The 17,832-nt window shown below is 72.5% G+C and carries 17 protein-coding genes; 3 read left to right on the forward strand and 14 right to left on the reverse strand.

Translation table 11 applies throughout. From position 1 onward, the window contains the following. Positions 1-25 precede the first annotated feature (25 nt). From ACIPPM_RS15390 to ACIPPM_RS15430, 9 genes are all read right to left on the reverse strand, one after another. Positions 26-1,354: a sensor histidine kinase gene (locus tag ACIPPM_RS15390; protein WP_401447586.1), complete on the reverse strand. Its 1,329-nt coding sequence runs from the start codon at positions 1,352-1,354 to the stop codon at positions 26-28. Between the two features lie 6 nt (positions 1,355-1,360). Continuing rightward, positions 1,361-2,248 carry a DUF5936 domain-containing protein gene (locus ACIPPM_RS15395; RefSeq protein ID WP_393605139.1) on the reverse strand — a complete coding sequence of 296 codons (888 nt, stop codon included), beginning with the start codon at positions 2,246-2,248 and terminating at the stop codon, positions 1,361-1,363. Between the two features lie 16 nt (positions 2,249-2,264). Continuing rightward, positions 2,265-3,209 carry a type II secretion system F family protein gene (locus ACIPPM_RS15400; RefSeq protein WP_401447589.1) on the reverse strand — a complete coding sequence of 315 codons (945 nt, stop codon included), beginning with the start codon at positions 3,207-3,209 and terminating at the stop codon, positions 2,265-2,267. Between the two features lie 4 nt (positions 3,210-3,213). Beyond that, positions 3,214-4,551: a CpaF family protein gene (locus ACIPPM_RS15405; RefSeq protein ID WP_388996180.1), complete on the reverse strand. Its 1,338-nt coding sequence runs from the start codon at positions 4,549-4,551 to the stop codon at positions 3,214-3,216. 13 nt (positions 4,552-4,564) lie between these two features. Then, positions 4,565-4,921 carry a TadE/TadG family type IV pilus assembly protein gene (locus ACIPPM_RS15410; RefSeq protein WP_393595515.1) on the reverse strand — a complete coding sequence of 119 codons (357 nt, stop codon included), beginning with the start codon at positions 4,919-4,921 and terminating at the stop codon, positions 4,565-4,567. Position 4,922: 1 nt separating this feature from the next. Beyond that, a complete protein-coding gene (locus tag ACIPPM_RS15415) occupies positions 4,923-5,309 on the reverse strand; it encodes a TadE family protein (RefSeq protein WP_401447593.1) in 387 nt (128 codons plus the stop codon). A gap of 2 nt (positions 5,310-5,311) precedes the next feature. After that, entirely contained in the window at positions 5,312-6,565 is a 1,254-nt protein-coding gene (locus tag ACIPPM_RS15420) for a CpaE family protein (protein ID WP_401447596.1), read from the reverse strand. Positions 6,566-6,577: 12 nt separating this feature from the next. Further along, positions 6,578-7,288: a Flp pilus assembly protein CpaB gene (gene cpaB / locus ACIPPM_RS15425; protein WP_401447599.1), complete on the reverse strand. Its 711-nt coding sequence runs from the start codon at positions 7,286-7,288 to the stop codon at positions 6,578-6,580. 61 nt (positions 7,289-7,349) lie between these two features. Further along, positions 7,350-8,183, reverse strand: a complete 834-nt coding sequence (locus ACIPPM_RS15430) for a hypothetical protein (protein ID WP_401448487.1) — start codon at positions 8,181-8,183, stop codon at positions 7,350-7,352. A 357-nt stretch (positions 8,184-8,540) separates the two neighbouring features. On the opposite strand from ACIPPM_RS15430, the gene ACIPPM_RS15435 reads away from it, so the two are divergent. Then, positions 8,541-10,238 (forward strand): chitinase, encoded by a 1,698-nt coding sequence (locus ACIPPM_RS15435; protein WP_401448489.1) that lies wholly within the window; start codon positions 8,541-8,543, stop codon positions 10,236-10,238. 63 nt (positions 10,239-10,301) lie between these two features. Here ACIPPM_RS15435 and ACIPPM_RS15440 read toward each other — a convergent pair whose 3' ends face one another. From ACIPPM_RS15440 to ACIPPM_RS15460, 5 genes are all read right to left on the reverse strand, one after another. Beyond that, positions 10,302-10,835, reverse strand: a complete 534-nt coding sequence (locus ACIPPM_RS15440; RefSeq protein WP_401447602.1) for a hypothetical protein — start codon at positions 10,833-10,835, stop codon at positions 10,302-10,304. 89 nt (positions 10,836-10,924) lie between these two features. Beyond that, positions 10,925-12,403, reverse strand: coding sequence for a GntP family permease (locus ACIPPM_RS15445; RefSeq protein WP_401447605.1), 1,479 nt, complete (start codon positions 12,401-12,403; stop codon positions 10,925-10,927). Positions 12,404-12,533: 130 nt separating this feature from the next. Next, positions 12,534-12,944, reverse strand: coding sequence for a RidA family protein (locus tag ACIPPM_RS15450; protein WP_030806913.1), 411 nt, complete (start codon positions 12,942-12,944; stop codon positions 12,534-12,536). Further along, positions 12,941-13,705, reverse strand: a complete 765-nt coding sequence (locus ACIPPM_RS15455) for an IclR family transcriptional regulator (RefSeq protein ID WP_401447608.1) — start codon at positions 13,703-13,705, stop codon at positions 12,941-12,943. The genes ACIPPM_RS15450 and ACIPPM_RS15455 overlap by 4 nt, the downstream gene beginning before the upstream one ends. After that, positions 13,702-14,769, reverse strand: a complete 1,068-nt coding sequence (locus ACIPPM_RS15460; RefSeq protein ID WP_401447611.1) for a sugar kinase — start codon at positions 14,767-14,769, stop codon at positions 13,702-13,704. Before ACIPPM_RS15460 ends, ACIPPM_RS15455 begins: the two co-directional genes overlap by 4 nt. Positions 14,770-14,929: 160 nt before the next feature. Here ACIPPM_RS15460 and ACIPPM_RS15465 point away from each other — a divergent pair, with 160 nt between their 5' ends. Next, the gene (locus tag ACIPPM_RS15465) at positions 14,930-16,207 is read left to right on the forward strand and encodes an alanine racemase (protein ID WP_401447614.1); all 1,278 of its coding nucleotides are present in this window, start codon (positions 14,930-14,932) and stop codon (positions 16,205-16,207) included. 12 nt (positions 16,208-16,219) lie between these two features. Continuing rightward, positions 16,220-17,830, forward strand: coding sequence for an amidohydrolase family protein (locus ACIPPM_RS15470; RefSeq protein ID WP_401447617.1), 1,611 nt, complete (start codon positions 16,220-16,222; stop codon positions 17,828-17,830). The last annotated feature ends 2 nt before the right edge of the window (positions 17,831-17,832 follow it).

The raw sequence follows: 17,832 nt of genomic DNA on the forward strand, positions 1-17,832 counted from the left end.
CGGAGTCTCCTTTCGTGGGCTGGGCTCAGGCGGGCAGGGGGAGTTCGACGCCGATCTCGGTGCCGGAGGCGTGGTCGCCCCGGCCGATGCGGATACGCGCCCCGGCGGACGCCGCTCGCTCCACCATGCCGAGGAGCCCGAAGTGGCCTTCTTCGCGCAGGGTCTGGAGGGTGAGGCCCGCCAGGAGGCCCTTGCCGTCGTCGTGGACCGAGAGGGAGAGGGTGCCGTTCTGGACGCCCGCGGTCACGTCGACCCGCGTGGCGTTCGCGTGGCGGTGGGCGTTGTCCAGGGCTTCGGCGGTGAGGGCGAGCAGGGCGCGGGTGGTGGGTGGGGGGAGGGGCGGGACCGGGTCGCCGGCGAGGTGGCAGGTGACGGGGAGGCCGGTGCGGGCCGTGAAGTCGGCGGCCTGGAGGTTGAGTTGCGGCCACAGGGGGGCGGGCGGCGACTCCTCGCGGAGGTCGGTGAGGAGTTCGCGGGACTCCGCCGCCGCCCGGCGGGCCGAGCGGGCGACCAGTTCCGCCTCCTGGCGCAGCCGGGCGGGGTCGGGGGTGGCGGCCGAGGCGGTGGTCGCGAGGGCGTCGGAGGCGAGGGCGACGCCGTGCAGGGTCTTGGCGAGGGAGTCGTGCATCTCGCGGGCGAGGCGGGCTCGTTCGCTCTGTACGGCCTCCGCGGCGGCCAGCCGGGCCCGTACGGCCGTCAGGGCGTGGGTGGCGGTGCCGAGCCGGAGCATCAGGTTGCGCAGGGTGGAGCCCATGGCGCCGGTGATGACGCACAGGCCGGGCAGCAGCAGGGTCTCGGCGAGCCCGGTGTGGCGTCCGGCGTCCAGGGTGGCGTGGACGAGGAGCAGGATCAGCGACTGGAGCGAGGCGAAGCAGGCGGCACCCCGCCAGCCGTAGAGGAGCCCGGCCAGCAGGGGGGTGCAGACGCTGACGTAGGCGAGGGTGGTGTCCGGCCCGGCGGAGACGAGGAGGAGCGAGCCGAAGAGGGTGTCGGCGGCGAGGAGGCTGGGGTGGCGTAGCAGGAGGGGCCCGAAGCGTCCCCAGTCGCGGAAGAGCACGTACGACACCATGAACGTGACGACGACGGCGGCGCCGACCAGCCGGGCCCCGAGTCCGGGCGCCGCGTTGAGCAACGCCGCCGGAGCCGCCAGTACGATCATCGCCAGCCGGAACCCGAACACCTGCCGTCCCACGGCTTGCAGCGCCCGGACCTGGAGCCCCTCGGAGGGCGCGGGGAGGGCGGGAGCGGCGACCGGTGCCCCCTCCGCGCCCGGCAGCCGCGAGCCGGACGCACGCGCGTCGGACACCCGCACCCCCGGCCTCCGTGTCATGACCCGACCTCCCCCCGTACTCATTCCCCCTCACTCCCCCGCCAACGACCCGAAGTCCACCCCCGACCCCAGCAGCAGCCCCGCTCCCAGGAGCAGCATCGTGGCCGGGACCATGAACGTGGTGATCATCAGCGTGGCCTTGGGGACCGCGCGGGCGGCCTTGCGGCGGGCGTTCTGGGCGTCGGTGCGGCGCATGTCCTTGGCCAGGGAGACGAGGGTGTCGACGATGGGGGCGCCGAGTTCCTCGCCCTGCTGGAGGGCGGTGACGAACATGGCGACCTGTTCGGAGTCGTTGCGGCGGCGGAGTTCGGTGAAGGCCTGGCGGCGGGTCATGCCGAGGTCCATCTGCCGCAGGGTGATGCGGAGTTCGTCGGCCCAGGGACCCTCGTAGTGGGTGGAGACGCGGTCGAGGGCCTGGCGGAAGCCGAGGCCGGCGCTGACGACGACGGCGAGGACGTCGAGGAAGTCCGGCAGGGTCCGTTCGATGACGTCCCGGCGGACCCGGATCGCGGACCAGATGCCGACCTCGGTCCAGAAGGCGCCGAAGGCGAGCAGCAGCAGGGCGACGAACCACTGGCCGCGCAGCAGGAAGACCAGGAAGCCGAGGGTGCCGAGCGCGCCGTAGACCGCGCGGCGGGCGGCGTAGCGGTCGATGGTGAGGCCGCCGGGGTTGCCCGCGAGGTCGATGCGGCGGCGGTAGCGGGTGACCAGGCCGGGGCCCATGAGGCGCAGCACGAGGGGCGCGTACCGCATGCCCATGCGGTCGATGACGGAGCCGACCGCGCCGGTGCGGGTGGCGCCGATCTCCAGCGCGACGGCGAGGTCGCCGGGCAGCTTGGTCTCGGCGCGGTACATGCGGACGCCCGCGAAGGCGCCCCAGACGCCGAGGGCCGCCAGCAGGGCGAGCAGGAGTGTCATCCGGTCCGTCATCCCCTCACACGTCGATCCGGCTCATGCGGCGGATGAGGACGAACCCGACCGCGTACAGGGCGAAGGCGATGATCACGCAGCCCTGGCCGACCGGTGAGCCGGTCAGGCGTTCCAGGGCGCCGTCCTTGACGCCGTTCATCAGGAAGAGCGCGCCGACACCGAGGGCGGGGACGGCGTACGAGGTCATGGTGACCTGGGAGAGCTGGGTGCGGATCTCGCGCCGGGTCTCCTTGCGCTCCTCCAGCGTCTCGGTGAGGTTGCGCAGGGCGGAGACGACCTGGCCGCCCGCCCGGTTGGAGAGCACCAGGGTGGTCACCAGGACGACGAGTTCGCGGGAGGGCAGCCGGGCGGCGAGTTCACCGAGCGCGTCCTCCATGGAGTGGCCGATCGCCAACTGGTCGGACACCTGTGAGAGTTCCTCTCCGGCCGGGGCCTCCAGCTCCTCGGCGGCCATGCCGATGGCGGTGCGCAGGGCGAGTCCGGCCTGGGTGGCGTTGGCCAGGATGCGGGCGAGTTCGGGGAGTTGGTTGATGAAGCGCTCGATGCGTTTCTGGCGCTGCCAGTTGAGGAACTGTACGGCCGCCCAGATGCCGAGGAGTCCGGCGATGGGGCCGAAGAACGGGGCCAGGGTGGCCTGGCCGACGAGCCAGAGCGCGGCGACCGCGGCGAGCATCCCGGCGAAGAACTCACCGGGGGTGAGGTCGAGTCCGGTGGCGGCGAGCCGGAGTTCCAGCGCCCGGCCCAGTGAGGTGCGGCGCAGTCTGCGGTCCAGCCCGCGGAAGCGGCGCCTGCGGCCGCCCGCGGACACCTCGTCGGCGTGTGCGAGCCGGTCCTCCAGGGCGGCGCGCCGGGCCCGCCCGGAGGCGTAGGTCTGCAGGCCCGCGACGGCGAGGACGCAGGTCAGCAGGGTGACGCCGGTGGTGAGCTGGGCGAGGGTGGACAGATCCATGGGCCTACCTGGCTTCTCGGACGGCGAGCTGGTCCGCGGTGTGGGCGACGCCGAACGCCTGGGGCACGGGCTGGCCGGCCATGTAGAGGCGGTCGGCGGTGCGGCGGGGCAGCGGGAAGTACTGGAAGGCGCCGTGGACCTGGCCGTCGGCGGTCATGGGGCGGGCGTCGAAGCGGGCGACGGTCGCCAGCCGGTACGGCTCGCCGCCGTGGCTGTCGAGCAGGGCGACCTCGGTGATGCGGCGGGCGCCGTCGGCGAACCGGGTGAGCTGGACCAGGACGTCGACGGCGCTGTTGATCTGGTCGTGCAGTGCGGCGAAGGGCACCTCGACGTCGGACATGGAGGCGAGGGTCTGGAGCCGGGTGAGGGCGTCCTCGGCGCTGTTGGCGTGCACGGTGGCGAGGGAGCCGTCGTGGCCGGTGGACATGGCCTGGAGCATGTCCAGGGACTCCCCGCCGCGGACCTCGCCGACCACGATGCGGTCGGGGCGCATGCGCAGGGAGTTGCGCACGAGGTCGCGGATGGTGACCTGCCCGCTGCCCTCGACGTTGGGCGGCCGGGACTCCAGCCGTACCACGTGGGTCTGCTGGAGCTGGAGTTCGGCGGAATCCTCGATGGTGATGATGCGCTCGTGCGCCGGGATCAGTCCGGACAGGGAGTTGAGCAGGGTGGTCTTGCCGGTGCCGGTGGCGCCGGAGACGATCACGTTGAACTTGGCCTGCACCAGACCGGCGAGCAGCAGCAGCATGTGGTCGTCGAGCGAGCCGAAGCCGATCAGCTCCTTGAGGGTGTAGGAGCGCGGGAAGCGGCGGATGGTGAGGACGGGGCCGCTGAGGGAGAGCGGCGGGATGATGACGTTGACGCGCTCACCGGACGGCAGCCGGGCGTCGACCATCGGATTGGACTCGTCCACGCGGCGGTTGACGGTGGAGACGATGCGTTCGATGGTCTGCATCAGCTGGTCGGCGGAGGCGAAGCGGAGCGGCAGCCGTTCGACGCGGCCACCGCGCTCGACGAAGATCGAGTCGGGCCCGTTCACCATGATCTCGGTGACGGAGGCGTCCTCCAGGAGGGGTTCCAGGATGCCGAGGCCGAGCGCCTCGTCCACCACGCGGCGGATGAGTCCGGCGCGTTCGGCGGTGGAGAGCACCGGGCCCTCGCGGCTGATGATGTGGCCGAGGACGCGTTCCAGCCGGGCCCGGCGTTCGGCGGCGGCGAGCGAACTCATCTCCGCGAGGTCGATCTCCTGGAGCAGCTTGGCCCGGTAGGACGCGACCAGGTGTCCGTCCTCGCCCCGGCTGCCCTGCTCCTCGGGGGAGTTGATGCGTGCCCGCAGGCTCATGGGACGGCCCTCCTCAGTGGTCGAGCGGCATGGTGGCGGACTTGACGGCGTCGCCCAGGCCCCAGCCGGGCACGACCTGGGGGATCTTGACGGTCGCGGTGACGGTGACCGAGTCCGCGCCCCCGCCGCTCTCCGAGCAGGACACGCTGAGCCCGCCGCTGACCGCGCTCGCGCACGCGCCCTGCGCGCCCTGCTGCAGCGAGGCGGCGCGCGCCCCGGCCCGCGCGGCGGTACCGGCCTGCTCGGCGGCGTAGGCGACGGCGCCGATCTGGATTCCGGCGAGCCCGACGATCAGCAGGACGGGGACGAACCCCAGGTATTCGATGGCTACTTGGCCCCGGTCATGGGGGCGCGTTCGGCTGCGGCGCATCTCAGTCCTTCACCTCCTCCACGGCACCGGCGTGGCCGGGCACCGTGACCGGGAAGTCGACGAAGCCGGGGAAGAGGACGGGCACCTTGAGGCGGACGTCGGCGGTGACGAAGCCGGTGCCGCCGCAGCTCACCGACGCGCCGCCCCGCCACGCCTCGGACAGGTGCTTCAGCCCGGCATCGGAGCAGGCCCCGTCGCGGGCCCCCCTCGGGGCGGCGGTGCCCGCCCGTACGGCCTCGTCGGCGGCGTTCCCCGCCAGCGTGAAGGCGTAGCCGACCAGCACGCACTGCCACATCAGGACCAGGGTCAGCACGATCAGCGGGGTCATCCCGAGGAACTCGATCGCCACCTGCCCCCGGTCTTTCCGTAACCTGCCGCGGCGCCTCATGCCTACTCCTTCCGCCGCCGGAAGCCCACGGCTCCCCGGTCGCCGCCGCGCTGTCGGCCGCCCCGGTGGGCGGGGCCGTCGGGCGCCTTGGCCAGGCCCAGTTCCCCGGCGAGGGCCCACAGGGCCTGGCGTACGGTGCTGCGGGCGTCGAGTTCGTGCACGCGTCCGGCGTCCACCACGCCCTGCAGCTCCTTGAAGGCGGCGGGGACGGTGGTGCGGGCCAGGGCGGTGCCGGTGATGCGCTGGATCAGCGCGGGCTGGATCTCGGTGATCCGGGTGTACCGGTTGACCACGACGGTGGTCTCCTCGGCCTTGCGGATCTGGAGCCGGTCCCACATCCGCACGGTCCGCTTGGCGGCGCGTACCGAGACCACGTCGGGCGTGGTGACCAGCAGCGCGGTGTCGGCGCCCTCCACGGCGGCGGCGGTGGCCCCGGTGAGCTGGGCGCCGCAGTCCAGGACGACGACCTCGTAGCGGGCGCGCAGGGCGTGGATGATCTGGCGGACGGCGCGGTCGGTGACCTCCTCGCCGCGCTCGCCCTCGCCGGGCGCGAGGAGCAGGGCGAGGCCGGTGTCGTGGCGGTAGACGGCGTCGGCGAGGACGCGCGGGGAGATGTCGGCGATGGCGGCGAGGTCGGCGACCGAGCGACGGAACTGGATGTCCAGGAAGGAGGCCACGTCGCCGGTCTGGAGGTCGAGGTCGGCCAGCGCGGTGGACCGGCCCGACGCCTGTGCGGCGAGGGCGAGTTGGAGCGCGACCGTGGTGGTGCCGGTGCCGCCCTTGGCGCCGCTGACGGTGATCACCGTGCCGCCGGGGCCGCTGAGCACGTCGGCCCCGCCGTGCCCGAGGTGGCGGCGCACCCCGCTGGACCACTGGGCCACGGCCTGCACCCGGTGCGCGAGGTCCTCGTACGCCAGCGGCAGCCCGACCAGGCCGCGGGCGCCCGCGTCCATCGCGGCGGCGAACAGCGCGGGCCCCGCGTCGGTGGTGACGAGGATGACGCCGACGGCCGGGAAGCGCAGCGCTATGTCCCGGATCAGCTCCAGCGCCGGTACGGGGCCGATGCGTTCATGGACGACGACGACCTCGGGGAGTTCGTCGACCGACTCGGCGGCGAGCCGGGCCAGGGTGTCGATCAGCTGCGTGGAGTCGGTGACCGGGGGGACCGGTTCGGCGTCCGGGAGCTGGCTGAGCAGGGTGGTGAGGGAGCGTACGGCGTCCGGGTCGGCGCCGGCCGGCAGAATCCTGGTGGGCATGCGGGGCGCCTCTCACTTGTCCGTCGCGAGTTCGTAGGTGCGCTCGCGGTCCGGTATCTGCGACTCGCCGCCGGGAGCGACCAGGGCGAGCCGGACCCGCTGGGCGAAGGACTCGGCGTAGGTGACGCGCTGGGCGTCCAGGGCGGACAGCGCGAAGGTGATCGGGACGGCGTCGGTGGGCTGCCGCTGCTGGTCGCGGTCCCGGTCGGGTTCCAGGGCCCGGATCTCCCCCAGGTCGAGGACCCGGGCATTGGTGACGATGATCTTCGACTGGTCGGGGTCGCCTTCCTTCTTCCCCTCGAAGGTGGCGTAGACGTTGACCCGCGCGCCCGGCGTGATCTTGCCCGCGACGCCGGTGGCCGCGTCCACCATGATGGCGACCTCCTGCTGTCCCGCCTGCAGTTCGGGCCGGTCGACGACCATGTCGGTCTGGAGCAGGGAGCCCGCGCGCAGGGTGGTGACGGCGATCTTGCCGCGCAGCTGGGCGAGGTCGGTGACGGCGTTGGCCGACAGCCACCGTTTGGGCATCCGGATCTTCTCGAACTGGTCCGCGCCGAGCGCGGTGTACGGCTGGACCGCGGACTTGACCCGGTACGCGGTGACCTCGGGGCCGACCTTGGAGCGCACGTCGCCGATGACGGAGAGCACGCCCGCGAAGGCGCCCAGGGCGCACAGGACGGAGAGGATCAGGAGTATGACGCCGCGGCGCTGACGGGAGTTCATGAACCGTGCAACCTCATTGGGGGAATCGGTCGGGCGGGACGGGAGCGTGGTCCGGGTCGGTTCAGGCGGGGGTGCGCCCCTGCAGGGCGTGCGGCGGATGCTCGGGCGGGGAGGCGGAGCAGAAGACACAGCGGTCGCCGATGACGTCGAGACCGCACCAGTGGCAGCTGGACTGCCGTACGGAGGTGACGAGTTGGTAGAGCACCGAGAGGTCGGCGAGATAGCCGCAGAACTCGATCATCCGGCCGGTGCCCCACCAGGCGGGGGACTCGGCGGGCAGCGGGGTCTCGCGCAGTCCGTGCGCGCCCCAGTCGTTCGCGAAGCCGGTGATCCAGTCGGACTGCAGCTGGCCCTTGGCGAGCAGCATCCAGGTACTGAACTCGGGGCCCTTGAGGGTGGCGCCGGGCACGGCCTTGACGAGCTGCGGCTCGGGATGCGCGACGACGGCGAACTGTGCTCCCGGAACCCAGGACTTGGCGTGGGCCTTGAGGCCGACGGGGACGTGGTCGAGCCGGGCCACCGAGCCGAGTACGGCACCGGCGTGGATGTAGTGGGTGAGCAGGCGCCCGGCACAGGCGAGCACACCGGGACTGAGGTCGCAGGTGGCGAGTTGCCGTAACTGCCGGGCGAGGACCGCGACGCCGAGCGGCGGCAGGTCGGGCCGGAACACGGCGATACGGTCGCTCTCCAGCAGGGAGCGCAGGGTGTGCAGTCGGCGCAGTACCGGCTCGGGGGTGGCCTTGGAGCACAGGACGACCAGATAGCCGAACTGGTCGACCACACCCTGGACTTCGGTGAGGGTCTGGTCCAGCGGGCGCCGGTCGAGATCGCGCAGCACGACGGCGGGCATGGTCCGCTCGTCCTGCGCCGGCAGTGCCAGGTCGGCACTGGTCACGGCGATGGCAGTTGGCACGCGCAGCTCCCCGCTCTTCGCACCCTCCGGCCCACCGGCACGGTTCCCCTCGGGCCATGACGACTTCGTTGCGTGACTACCTGAGCACTGTATCCACGCCTGGATCACGGGAGAACAGCGTTTGTGTAGCTCGTGGGGAACTCTCCGGCCACAACTCCCGGCAAAACAGGACACCTCACACCGGGCGGGCGCGAGCGATCCGGACGCCACCCCTTGACAGCCGGATTGGTCTGGACCAACTTGTACGCCAGGGGCGCACCTCGGGTGCGCATTCCCCTCCCCCGCGAAATCCTCCGCGAACTCCCCCACTGGAGGCTCCAGTTGGACCTCGTATCTGTCATGCCCGCGCGTGGCGGGCGCGGCCGGGCCCGTGCCTGGTCGGTGACCGCCGCTCTCGCCCTCGCCGTGGCGGGGCTGGCCGCCACTCCCGCCTCGGCGGCGGACGTCAACAACGCCAGGAACGCGGGCTTCGAGTCGGGCCTGTCCAACTGGACCTGCTCGGCGGGCAGCGGGACGACCGTCTCGTCCCCGGTGCACGGCGGCTCCGCCGCGCTGAAGGCCACCCCGGCCGGGCAGGACAACGCCCAGTGCACGCAGTCGGTGGCGGTCAAGCCCAACTCCACGTACACGCTGAGCGCCTGGGTGCAGGGCGGGTACGCCTACCTCGGGGCGACCGGCACCGGCACCACGGACGTCTCGACCTGGACCCCGGACAGCCCGTCCTGGAAGCAGCTCTCGACGACGTTCACCACGGGCTCCGCCACCACCTCGGTCACCGTGTACACCCACGGCTGGTACGGGCAGGCCGCGTACTTCGCCGACGACGTGCAGGTACAGGGCCCGGACGGCGGCGGAGGCGGTGACCCGGCGCCGACCAAGCCCGCAGCGCCCGGCGGCCTCGCGGTGTCCGGCACCACCTCGTCCTCGGTGTCGCTGGCCTGGAACACGGTGTCCGGCGCGACCGGCTACAACGTGTACCGCAACGGAACCAAGGTCACCGCGGTGAGCGGCACCTCGGCCACCGTCACCGGGCTCGCGGCCTCGACCTCGTACTCCTTCCAGGTCACGGCGACCAACTCGGCCGGTGAGTCGGCGAAGTCGGCCACCGTGAACGCGACCACCACCGCGGGCGGTACCGTCCCCAAGGGTGATCTGCCCAAGCACGCGGTGACCGGGTACTGGCAGAACTTCAACAACGGCGCGGCCGTGCAGAAGATCTCCGACGTGCCCGCCGCCTACGACATCATCGCGGTGGCCTTCGCGGACGCCACCTCCACGCCGGGCGCGGTGAGCTTCAGCCTGGACTCGGCGGGCCTGAACGGCTACACGGTCGACCAGTTCAAGGCCGACATCAAGGCCAAGCAGGCCGCGGGCAAGAAGGTCATCGTCTCCGTCGGCGGCGAGCGCGGCACGGTCGCGGTCAGCGACACCGCCTCGGCGAACAACTTCGCCAACTCGGTGTACTCGCTGATGCAGACCTACGGGTTCGACGGCGTCGACATCGACCTGGAGAACGGGCTCAACCCGACCTACATGACGCAGGCGCTGCGCTCGCTGTCGGGCAAGGCGGGCTCGTCGCTGATCATCACGATGGCTCCGCAGACGATCGACATGCAGTCGACGTCGGGTTCCTACTTCCAGACGGCCCTGAACATCAAGGACATCCTCACGGTCGTCAACATGCAGTACTACAACAGCGGTTCGATGCTGGGCTGCGACGGCAAGGTGTACAGCCAGGGCTCGGTGGACTTCCTGACCGCGCTGGCCTGCATCCAGCTGGAGGGCGGGCTCGCGCCCTCGCAGGTGGGCATCGGGGTCCCGGCCTCCACGCGGGGCGCGGGCAGCGGCTATGTCGCGCCGGGCGTGGTGAACAACGCGCTGGACTGCCTGGCCAAGGGCACCGGCTGCGGCTCCTTCAAGCCGTCCCGGACCTACCCGGACCTCAGGGGCGCGATGACCTGGTCGACCAACTGGGACGCGACGGCGGGCAACGCCTGGATCGGCGCGGTCGGCCCGCACGTGCACGGCATGGCGTAGCGGTACCGGAAAACGGGCGGTGCCCCGGTCTCCCTCAGGGGAGGCCGGGGCACCGCCCGTCGCTCATTCCGACTCGAAGTACGCGTCCAGTACCGCGTCCATCCCGGCGTCCCACTCCGCGAACCGCGAGCGGGAGGGCGCCTCGATCTCGATCGGGTACCAACGGCGGTCCGGGGTGTGCACCGTGACGGTGAAGCGCTTGCCGAACCGGGCCGTCTCCGTCTCCACGGCGGCGATCTCCGGCCAGGTGAACTCGCACTCCTCGGCGTCCAGGCTGAGCCGTACGCCCTGCCGGTCCGCGACTATGCGCGCCCGGCGGTCGGCGGCCTCGAAGACGGGCCCCTCTTCCGCGGGCTCCTCCTCGGCGGACTCCACTTCGGCGTCGGCCGCCTCGGCCTCCTCCGGAACGGATTCCGCGGGCGCCGAACTCCCTTCCGCCTCGGCCGAGTCGGCCGCTTCGGCCGTCGGCTTGGCGTCCTCCGGTTCCCCCTGGGCGGCGGAGCCCGTCAGACCGGGGATGAAGGCCGGGTCGAACCCGGCACCCGTGACGGGCTCGCCCTTCAGGGGCTGGCTGCTCGATCCTATGCGCTGCTCCACGGCGGCAGTATGGACGACTTCCCTGTGCCGGAACCACCCGGCGCTCCAATCCCGCCTGTATCCAGCCGGTAAGTCCCCCGTCCTGTCCGTCAGACGAACAGACTCACTACCGCCGCGACCGCGAACCCGGAGACGGAGAGGACCGATTCGAGGACCGTCCAGGTCTTCAGGGTGTCGCGTTCGGTGATGCCGAAGTACTTGGCGACCATCCAGAACCCGCCGTCGTTGACGTGGGAGGCGAAGATGGAACCGGCCGAGATGGCCATGATGACCAGGGCGGTGAACGCCTGGGAGTGATCGCCCTCGGCGAGCAGCGGGGCGACGATGCCCGCCGTCGTCACGATGGCGACCGTGGCCGAGCCCTGGGCGACCCGCAGGACGAGCGAGATCAGGTAAGCCAGCACGATCACCGGCAGGCCGACGCCGTGGAAGGTGTCCGACAGGGCCTGGGCGACCCCGCTGGCCTTGAGGACGGCGCCGAAGACACCGCCCGCGCCGACCACCAGCAGGATGTTGCCGACCGGCTTCAGGGAGGCGGTGGAGACGTTCTCCAGGGACTTGCGGGACCAGCCGCGCCGGATGCCGAGCAGGTAGTAGGCGAGCACCAGGGCGATGGTGAGGGCGACGAAGGGGTGCCCGAAGAACTCGATGACCGAGCGCACGGTGGACGGGTCCAGGACGACCGAGGAGAAGGTGGCGGCCAGGATCAGGATCAGCGGGGTGCCAATGATGGCGAGGACCGTGCCCAGCGGGACCGGCTTCTCGGCCGGTTCCACGCCCGAGGCGCGCTGCTCGGCGAGGACCGCCTCACGGGCCTCCTCCGCCGCCTCGACCATGTCCTGCGGTACGGGCACGAAGATGCGCCGGCCGACCCACGCGGCGAACGCCCACGCGGCCAGCACCGCCGGGATGCCGCAGACGACGCCCATGAGGACGACCCAGCCGAGCTGCACGTGCAGCAGTCCGGCGGCGGCCACCGGACCGGGGTGCGGGGGCAGGAAGGCGTGCGTCATGGACAGGCCCGCGAGCAGCGGCAGGCAGTACAGCAGGATCGACTTGCCGCCCCGCTTGGCGGCCGCGTAGACCAGCGGCGCCAGGACGAAGATGCCGACGTCGAAGAAGACCGGGATGCCGAAGATCAGACCGGTCAGGCCCATCGCGAGCGGTGCCCGCTTCTCGCCGAACAGCCGCAGCAGGCGCCCCGCGAGGACCTCGGCGCCGCCGCTGACCTCCAGGATCGCCCCGAGCATGGTGCCCAGGCCGATGATGATGGCGACGTGGCCGAGGATGCCGCCCATGCCGGACTCGATGGTGGAGACGGCGTCGGAGCGCTGGACGGTGCCGAAGAGTTCGGTGACCGAGAGACCGGCGAGCAGGCCGACGGTTATGGACACCGTGAGCAGTGCGACGAACGGCTGGAGCCGGACCTTGATGATCAGGAAGAGCAGCAGGGCGATGCCTATGCCGACGACGGTGAGCAGGCCGGGGGTGCCGTCCAGCAGGAGGAGCAGTCCTCCGGTGTGGGGTGGCGCGGCGGGCGCGGGTGCGGCGGCGAGCGGAAGGGACATGAGAGGGCGGTCCTCTGCGTGAGTGAGGTAAGTGCATCGGGCTTTCAGGCAGGGTGGAGCGCGGCACGGCACCCCGAGGGGGATGCCGTGCCGTGTGCGTCGTGCGGGTGGTGCGGTCCTTGAGGGGCGGTCAGCCGAGGACGGCGAGCGCGTCGATCTCGATGAGCAGCCCGGCGGGCAGGCCGACGTAGACCGTGGTGCGGGCGGCCGGGGGCTGGGTGAGGCCCTGCTCGCCGAAGTACGTGTTGTAGATGTCGTTCATCTCTGCGAAGTGGTCCACGTCGGTGAGGTAGACGCGGATCATCATCACGTCGTCCCAGCTCGCGCCGCCCTCCTCCAGGATCGCCTTGACGTTGGCGAGGGTCTGGAGGGTCTGCTCGCGCAGGGTGGGACCGGCGGGGGTGGGGGCCTTGCCCTCCTCGGCGGGCAGGAAGCCGACCTGGCCGGCGACCTGGAGGATGTTGCCCTTGCGGACGCCGTGCGAGAACTTCGCGGGCGGCACCGTGTGGGTCTTCGGGGTGAGGGCGATCTTGTCGGTCATGCGGTGGGGTCCTTCACTGGGGTTCTTCCGGAGTACTCGCCGCTGATCGCGTCCGCCGTGCGGCGCACCCGCGGGAGCAGGGTGAGGAGTTCGTCGGCGGTCACGACGACGTTCGGCGCGGACACCGACATCGCGGCGACCACCCGGCCGTCGGCGCCCCGGACGGGGGCCGCGACACAGTTGATGGACTCCTCGTGGCCACCGAGGTCGGTGGCCCAGCCCTGTTCGCGCACCTTCTCCAACTCGCGCAGGAAAGCACTGGCGTTGGGGGTGGAACGGGCCGTGTACAGGGGGTATTCGAGCTTCTCCGCCAGCGCCCGCCGCTCGGCCTCGGGCAGGTCGGCGAGCAGCAGCTTGGCGACGGCGGCGACCGTGATGGCGACCGGCTTGCCGACGCGCGAGTACATGCGCACCGGGTAGCGGCTGTCCACCTTGTCGATGTAGAGCACCTCGCCCTCCTCGTGCACGGCGAGGTGCACGGTGTGCCCGCACTCCTCGTTGAGCTTCACGAGGTGCGGGTGGGCGATCTCGCGGATGTCGAGGTTCTCCATCGCCTCCTGGGCGAGGGCGAAGAGCCGGGCGCCGAGCCGGTAGCGCTGGTCGGACTGGCGGTAGACCAGGCCGTGTTCGTGCAGGGTGCGCAGCAGGCGCAGCGCGGTGGACTTGTGCACGCCGAGCCGCTCGGCGACCTGGCCGAGGTCGGCGGGGCCCTCCGCGAGCAGCGGGAGGATGCTCAGGGCGCGGTCGACGGTCTGGCTCATGCGGTGCTCGTTCCCTCGGTGACCTGGTCGGCGCCGGTCCAGCCGGGGCCGAGTCGCAGTCTCCCCCACGCCGCGTCGTCGAGGGCGGCCAGCCGGTCGGCGTGGTCGCGGGCGGGCGGGTCGGCGAGGTCGCCGGGGACGGTGAGTGCGGCGGCGGCCATGAGGTGGCCGTGCCGGAGCCGGTCGCGTACGGGCAGCCCGCGCAGGGTGGCGGAGAGGAAGCCCGCGGCGAAGGCGTCGCCCGCGCCGACGGTGGCCACCACGTCGACGGTGAGGGCGGGCACGCGTACGGAGGTCTCCCCCGTGGCCGTGCGCTCGAAGACCGTCGCGCCGAGCGGGCCCTCCTTGACGACCAGCACCCGGGGTTCGGGCAGCAGCCGCCGGACCGCGTCGACCCCGCCCCGCGTGCCCCAGGCGTCCTCGGCCTCGTCGGTGCCGACGAACACGAGGTCGGCGCGCCGGGCCAGGTCCAGCAGCACCAGGGCGTCGTCGGCCTCGCGCCACAGACCGGGGCGGTGGTTGACGTCGAAGGACACCAGCGGGCGCCCCTCGCGCGGCGCGGTCAGCGTGTGCAGCAGCTCCCGGCACCCCGGCGACAGCGCGGCGGTGATCCCGGACAGGTGCAGCACGCGTCCGGCGTCCAGCGCGGCGAGGTCGGTGTTGTCGGCGTCCATCGCGGAGGCGGCCGATCCGGCGCGGTAGTAGGCGACTTCGTGGGCGTCCGTGGCCCGGTCGGCGGCGGTGCGGAAGTAGACCCCGGTGGGGCGGGCCGGGTCCACCCGGACCGCGCCGGTGTCGACACCGTAGGAGCCGATCCGGTCGACCAGGTGCTGCCCGAAGCCGTCCGCGCCGACCCGGCTGACCCAGCGGGCGGAGTGCCCGGCGGCGGCGAGCGCGCAGACCACGTTGGACTCCGCGCCGCCGATGCCGCGTCGGAAGGCGGGCACGTCGGCGAGGCGGCCGGGACGGTCGGGGAGGAAGGTGACCATGGACTCGCCCAGGGCGACGACGTCCACGACATCCACGCTGTCGGGGGCGGCGCTGGACGGTCCGTCGGCGGTCACGATGGTCTCGGCTCCTCGTCGGTGCTCCGGGGATGTGGTCCGGGGGTGCTCCGGGGTGACGACTTCGTTGACCCCGTGTTGGCCGAGATGTTAGACAGCACAGAGCGACATGCGCAATGGACGTTGCAAGCAATGCAACGATGCTGATCAGGAGGCTCGTATGGCTCGTGAGACCGGTTCCGAAGCCCTGGCGCGGCTCGCCGGGGAACGGGTCGACCACCGTTTCAAGGGCCTTCCGCCGGACGCCGCCGGGCTGACCGTGGGCGAGCTGGCCGCCGAGCGCCGCAACCTGTTCACCGGGGGCTTCGCCACGCCCGTCCTGGCGCTGTCCGCCGAGCGTCTGGCGCACAACCTCGCGCTGATGGAGACGTACGCCGACCGGCACGGCCTCGCCTTCGCCCCGCACGGCAAGACCTCCATGGCCCCCCAGCTCTTCGCCCGGCAGATCGAGCACGGCGCCTGGGGCATCACGGTCGCGGTGCCCCATCAGGTGTGGGTGGCACGGGAGTTCGGCGTCCAGCGGATCTTCCTCGCCAACGAGCTGGTGGACGCGGCGGCCCTGCGCCGCATCGCCGCCGAGCTGGCCGCCGACCCGGACTTCCGGCTCGTGACCTACGTCGACTCGGTGCGCGGGGTCGAGTTGATGGACGCGGCCCTGACCGGCGCCGCCCGGCCGCTGGACGTGGTGGTGGAGCTGGCGGCCGGTGAGGGCGCCCGTACCGGTGTCCGCACCGAGGCGGAGTGCGCGGAGGTCGCCGCCGCCGTGGCCGCCACCGACACCCTTCGCCTGGTCGGCGTGGCGGGCTACGAGGGCGAGGTGCCGAAGGCCGACCCCGAGCGGGTCGCCGCCTACCTGCGCCGCCTCACCGCGCTCGCCGCCGCCCTGGACGCCGAGGGCCTCTTCGACAAGGCGGACGAGATCGTGGTGAGCGCGGGCGGCAGCGCCTGGTTCGACACGGTGGCCGAGGTCTTCGCCGAGGTTCCCGAGCTGTCCCGCCCGGTGCTGAAGCTGCTCCGCTCGGGCGCCTACGTCTCCCACGACGACGGCCACTACCGCCGCATCACCCCCTTCAACCGGGTCCCCGAGGAGGGCGCGCTGGAGCCCGCGTTCCGGCTGTGGGCCCAGGTGGTCTCCCGTCCCGAGCCCGGCCAGGCGTTCGTCAACGCGGGCAAGCGGGACGCCGCCTACGACCTGGACAGGCCCGAGGCACAGGTCGTCCGCCGGGACGGTGTCGAACGCCCCGCCACCGGCGTCACCGTGACCGCCCTGTCGGACCAGCACATGTGGCTGGCCACCACAGCCGAGGCCGATGTCATGGTGGGCGACTGGATCGGCTTCGGCCTGTCCCACCCCTGCACCAGCTTCGACAAGTGGCAGCTCATCCCGGTGGCCGAGGCGGACGGCACGGTGGTCCAGTACGTCCGCACGTTCTTCTAGGAGGGCAGCGCCATGGAGGAACTCGTCGTCCGGGACGCGGACGTGGTCGACGGCAGCGGGGCGCCCGCCTACCGCGCCGACGTGGTGGTCGATCAGGGCCGGATCGTCTCCATCGTCAAGGAGGCCGCGGCGGCGGGCTGTCAGCGCCCGCGCGCCCGGCGCGAGCTGGACGCGGAGGGGCTTGTCCTCTCCCCCGGCTTCATCGACATGCACGCCCACTCCGACCTGGCCCTGCTGCGCGACCCCGACCACAGCGCCAAGGCCGCCCAGGGCGTCACCCTCGAAGTCCTGGGCCAGGACGGCCTGTCGTACGCCCCCGTCGACGACCGCACGCTGGAGGAGGTCCGCCGCGCCATCACCGGCTGGAACGGCTACGGCGACGACCTCGACCTGGACTGGCGCTCGGTCGGCGAGTACCTGGGCCGGCTCGATCAGGGCATCGCGGTCAACGCGGCCTACCTCATCCCGCAGGGCACGGTCCGCGCGCTGGTCGTCGGCTGGGAGGACCGCCCGGCGACCCCGGCCGAGCTGGACCGGATGCGGCAACTGGTCGCGGAGGGCCTGGAACAGGGCGCGGTCGGCCTCTCCTCGGGCCTCACCTACACCCCCGGCATGTACGCGAACGACGCCGAACTGACCGAGCTGTGCCGGGTGGTGGCCTCCTACGGCGGCTACTACTGCCCCCACCACCGCTCCTACGGCGCGGGCGCCCTGGAGGCGTACGCCGAGATGGTCGCCCTCACCCGGGAGGCGGGCTGCCCGCTGCACCTGGCCCACGCCACCATGAACTTCGGCGTCAACGAGGGCCGCGCCCCCGAGCTGCTCGCCCTGCTCGACGCGGCCCTGGACGCGGGCGCCGACCTCACCCTGGACACGTATCCCTACACCCCCGGCTCCACCACCCTCGCGGCCCTGCTGCCCAGTTGGGCGAGCGAGGGCGGCCCGGCGCAGATCCTGACCCGGCTGACCGACCCGGCGACCGCCGAGCGCGTCCGGCACCATCTGGAGGTCACCGGCTCGGACGGCTGCCACGGCGTACCCGCGGAGTGGGAGACGATCGAGATCTCCGGCGTGACCAGCCCGGCGCTGGCGCGGTACGTGGGCCGCACGGTGCAGGAGGCGGCGGCGATGCGCGGCGAGGAGCCGTGGGCCACCGTCCGGCACCTGCTGGTCGAGGACCGGCTCGGCACCACGATCCTGCAGCACGTCGGCCACGAGGACAACGTCCGCGCGATCATGCGGCACCGCGCGCACACCGGCGGCTCGGACGGCATCCTCCAGGGCACCAAGCCGCACCCGCGCGCCTACGGCACCTTCCCGCGCTACCTCGGCACCTACGTCCGCGAGCTGGGCGTGCTGTCACTGGAGGAGTGCGTGGCCCGGCTGACCTCGCGGCCCGCGGCCCGGCTGCGACTGCCGGACCGGGGCCTGGTGCGCGAGGGGTACCGCGCGGACCTGGTGCTGTTCGACCCGGCCACCGTCGCCGCCGGTTCCACCTTCGCGGAGCCGAGGACGCTGCCGACCGGGATTCCGCACGTCCTGGTGGACGGACGGTTCGTCATCGAGGACGGGCGGCGCACCGACGTGCTCGCGGGCCGTTCGGTGCGCCGTACCCCGGTGTGACG

Origin of the sequence: Streptomyces sp. NPDC090119, assembly GCF_044747085.1 — a bacterium.
Lineage (GTDB): Bacteria > Actinomycetota > Actinomycetes > Streptomycetales > Streptomycetaceae > Streptomyces.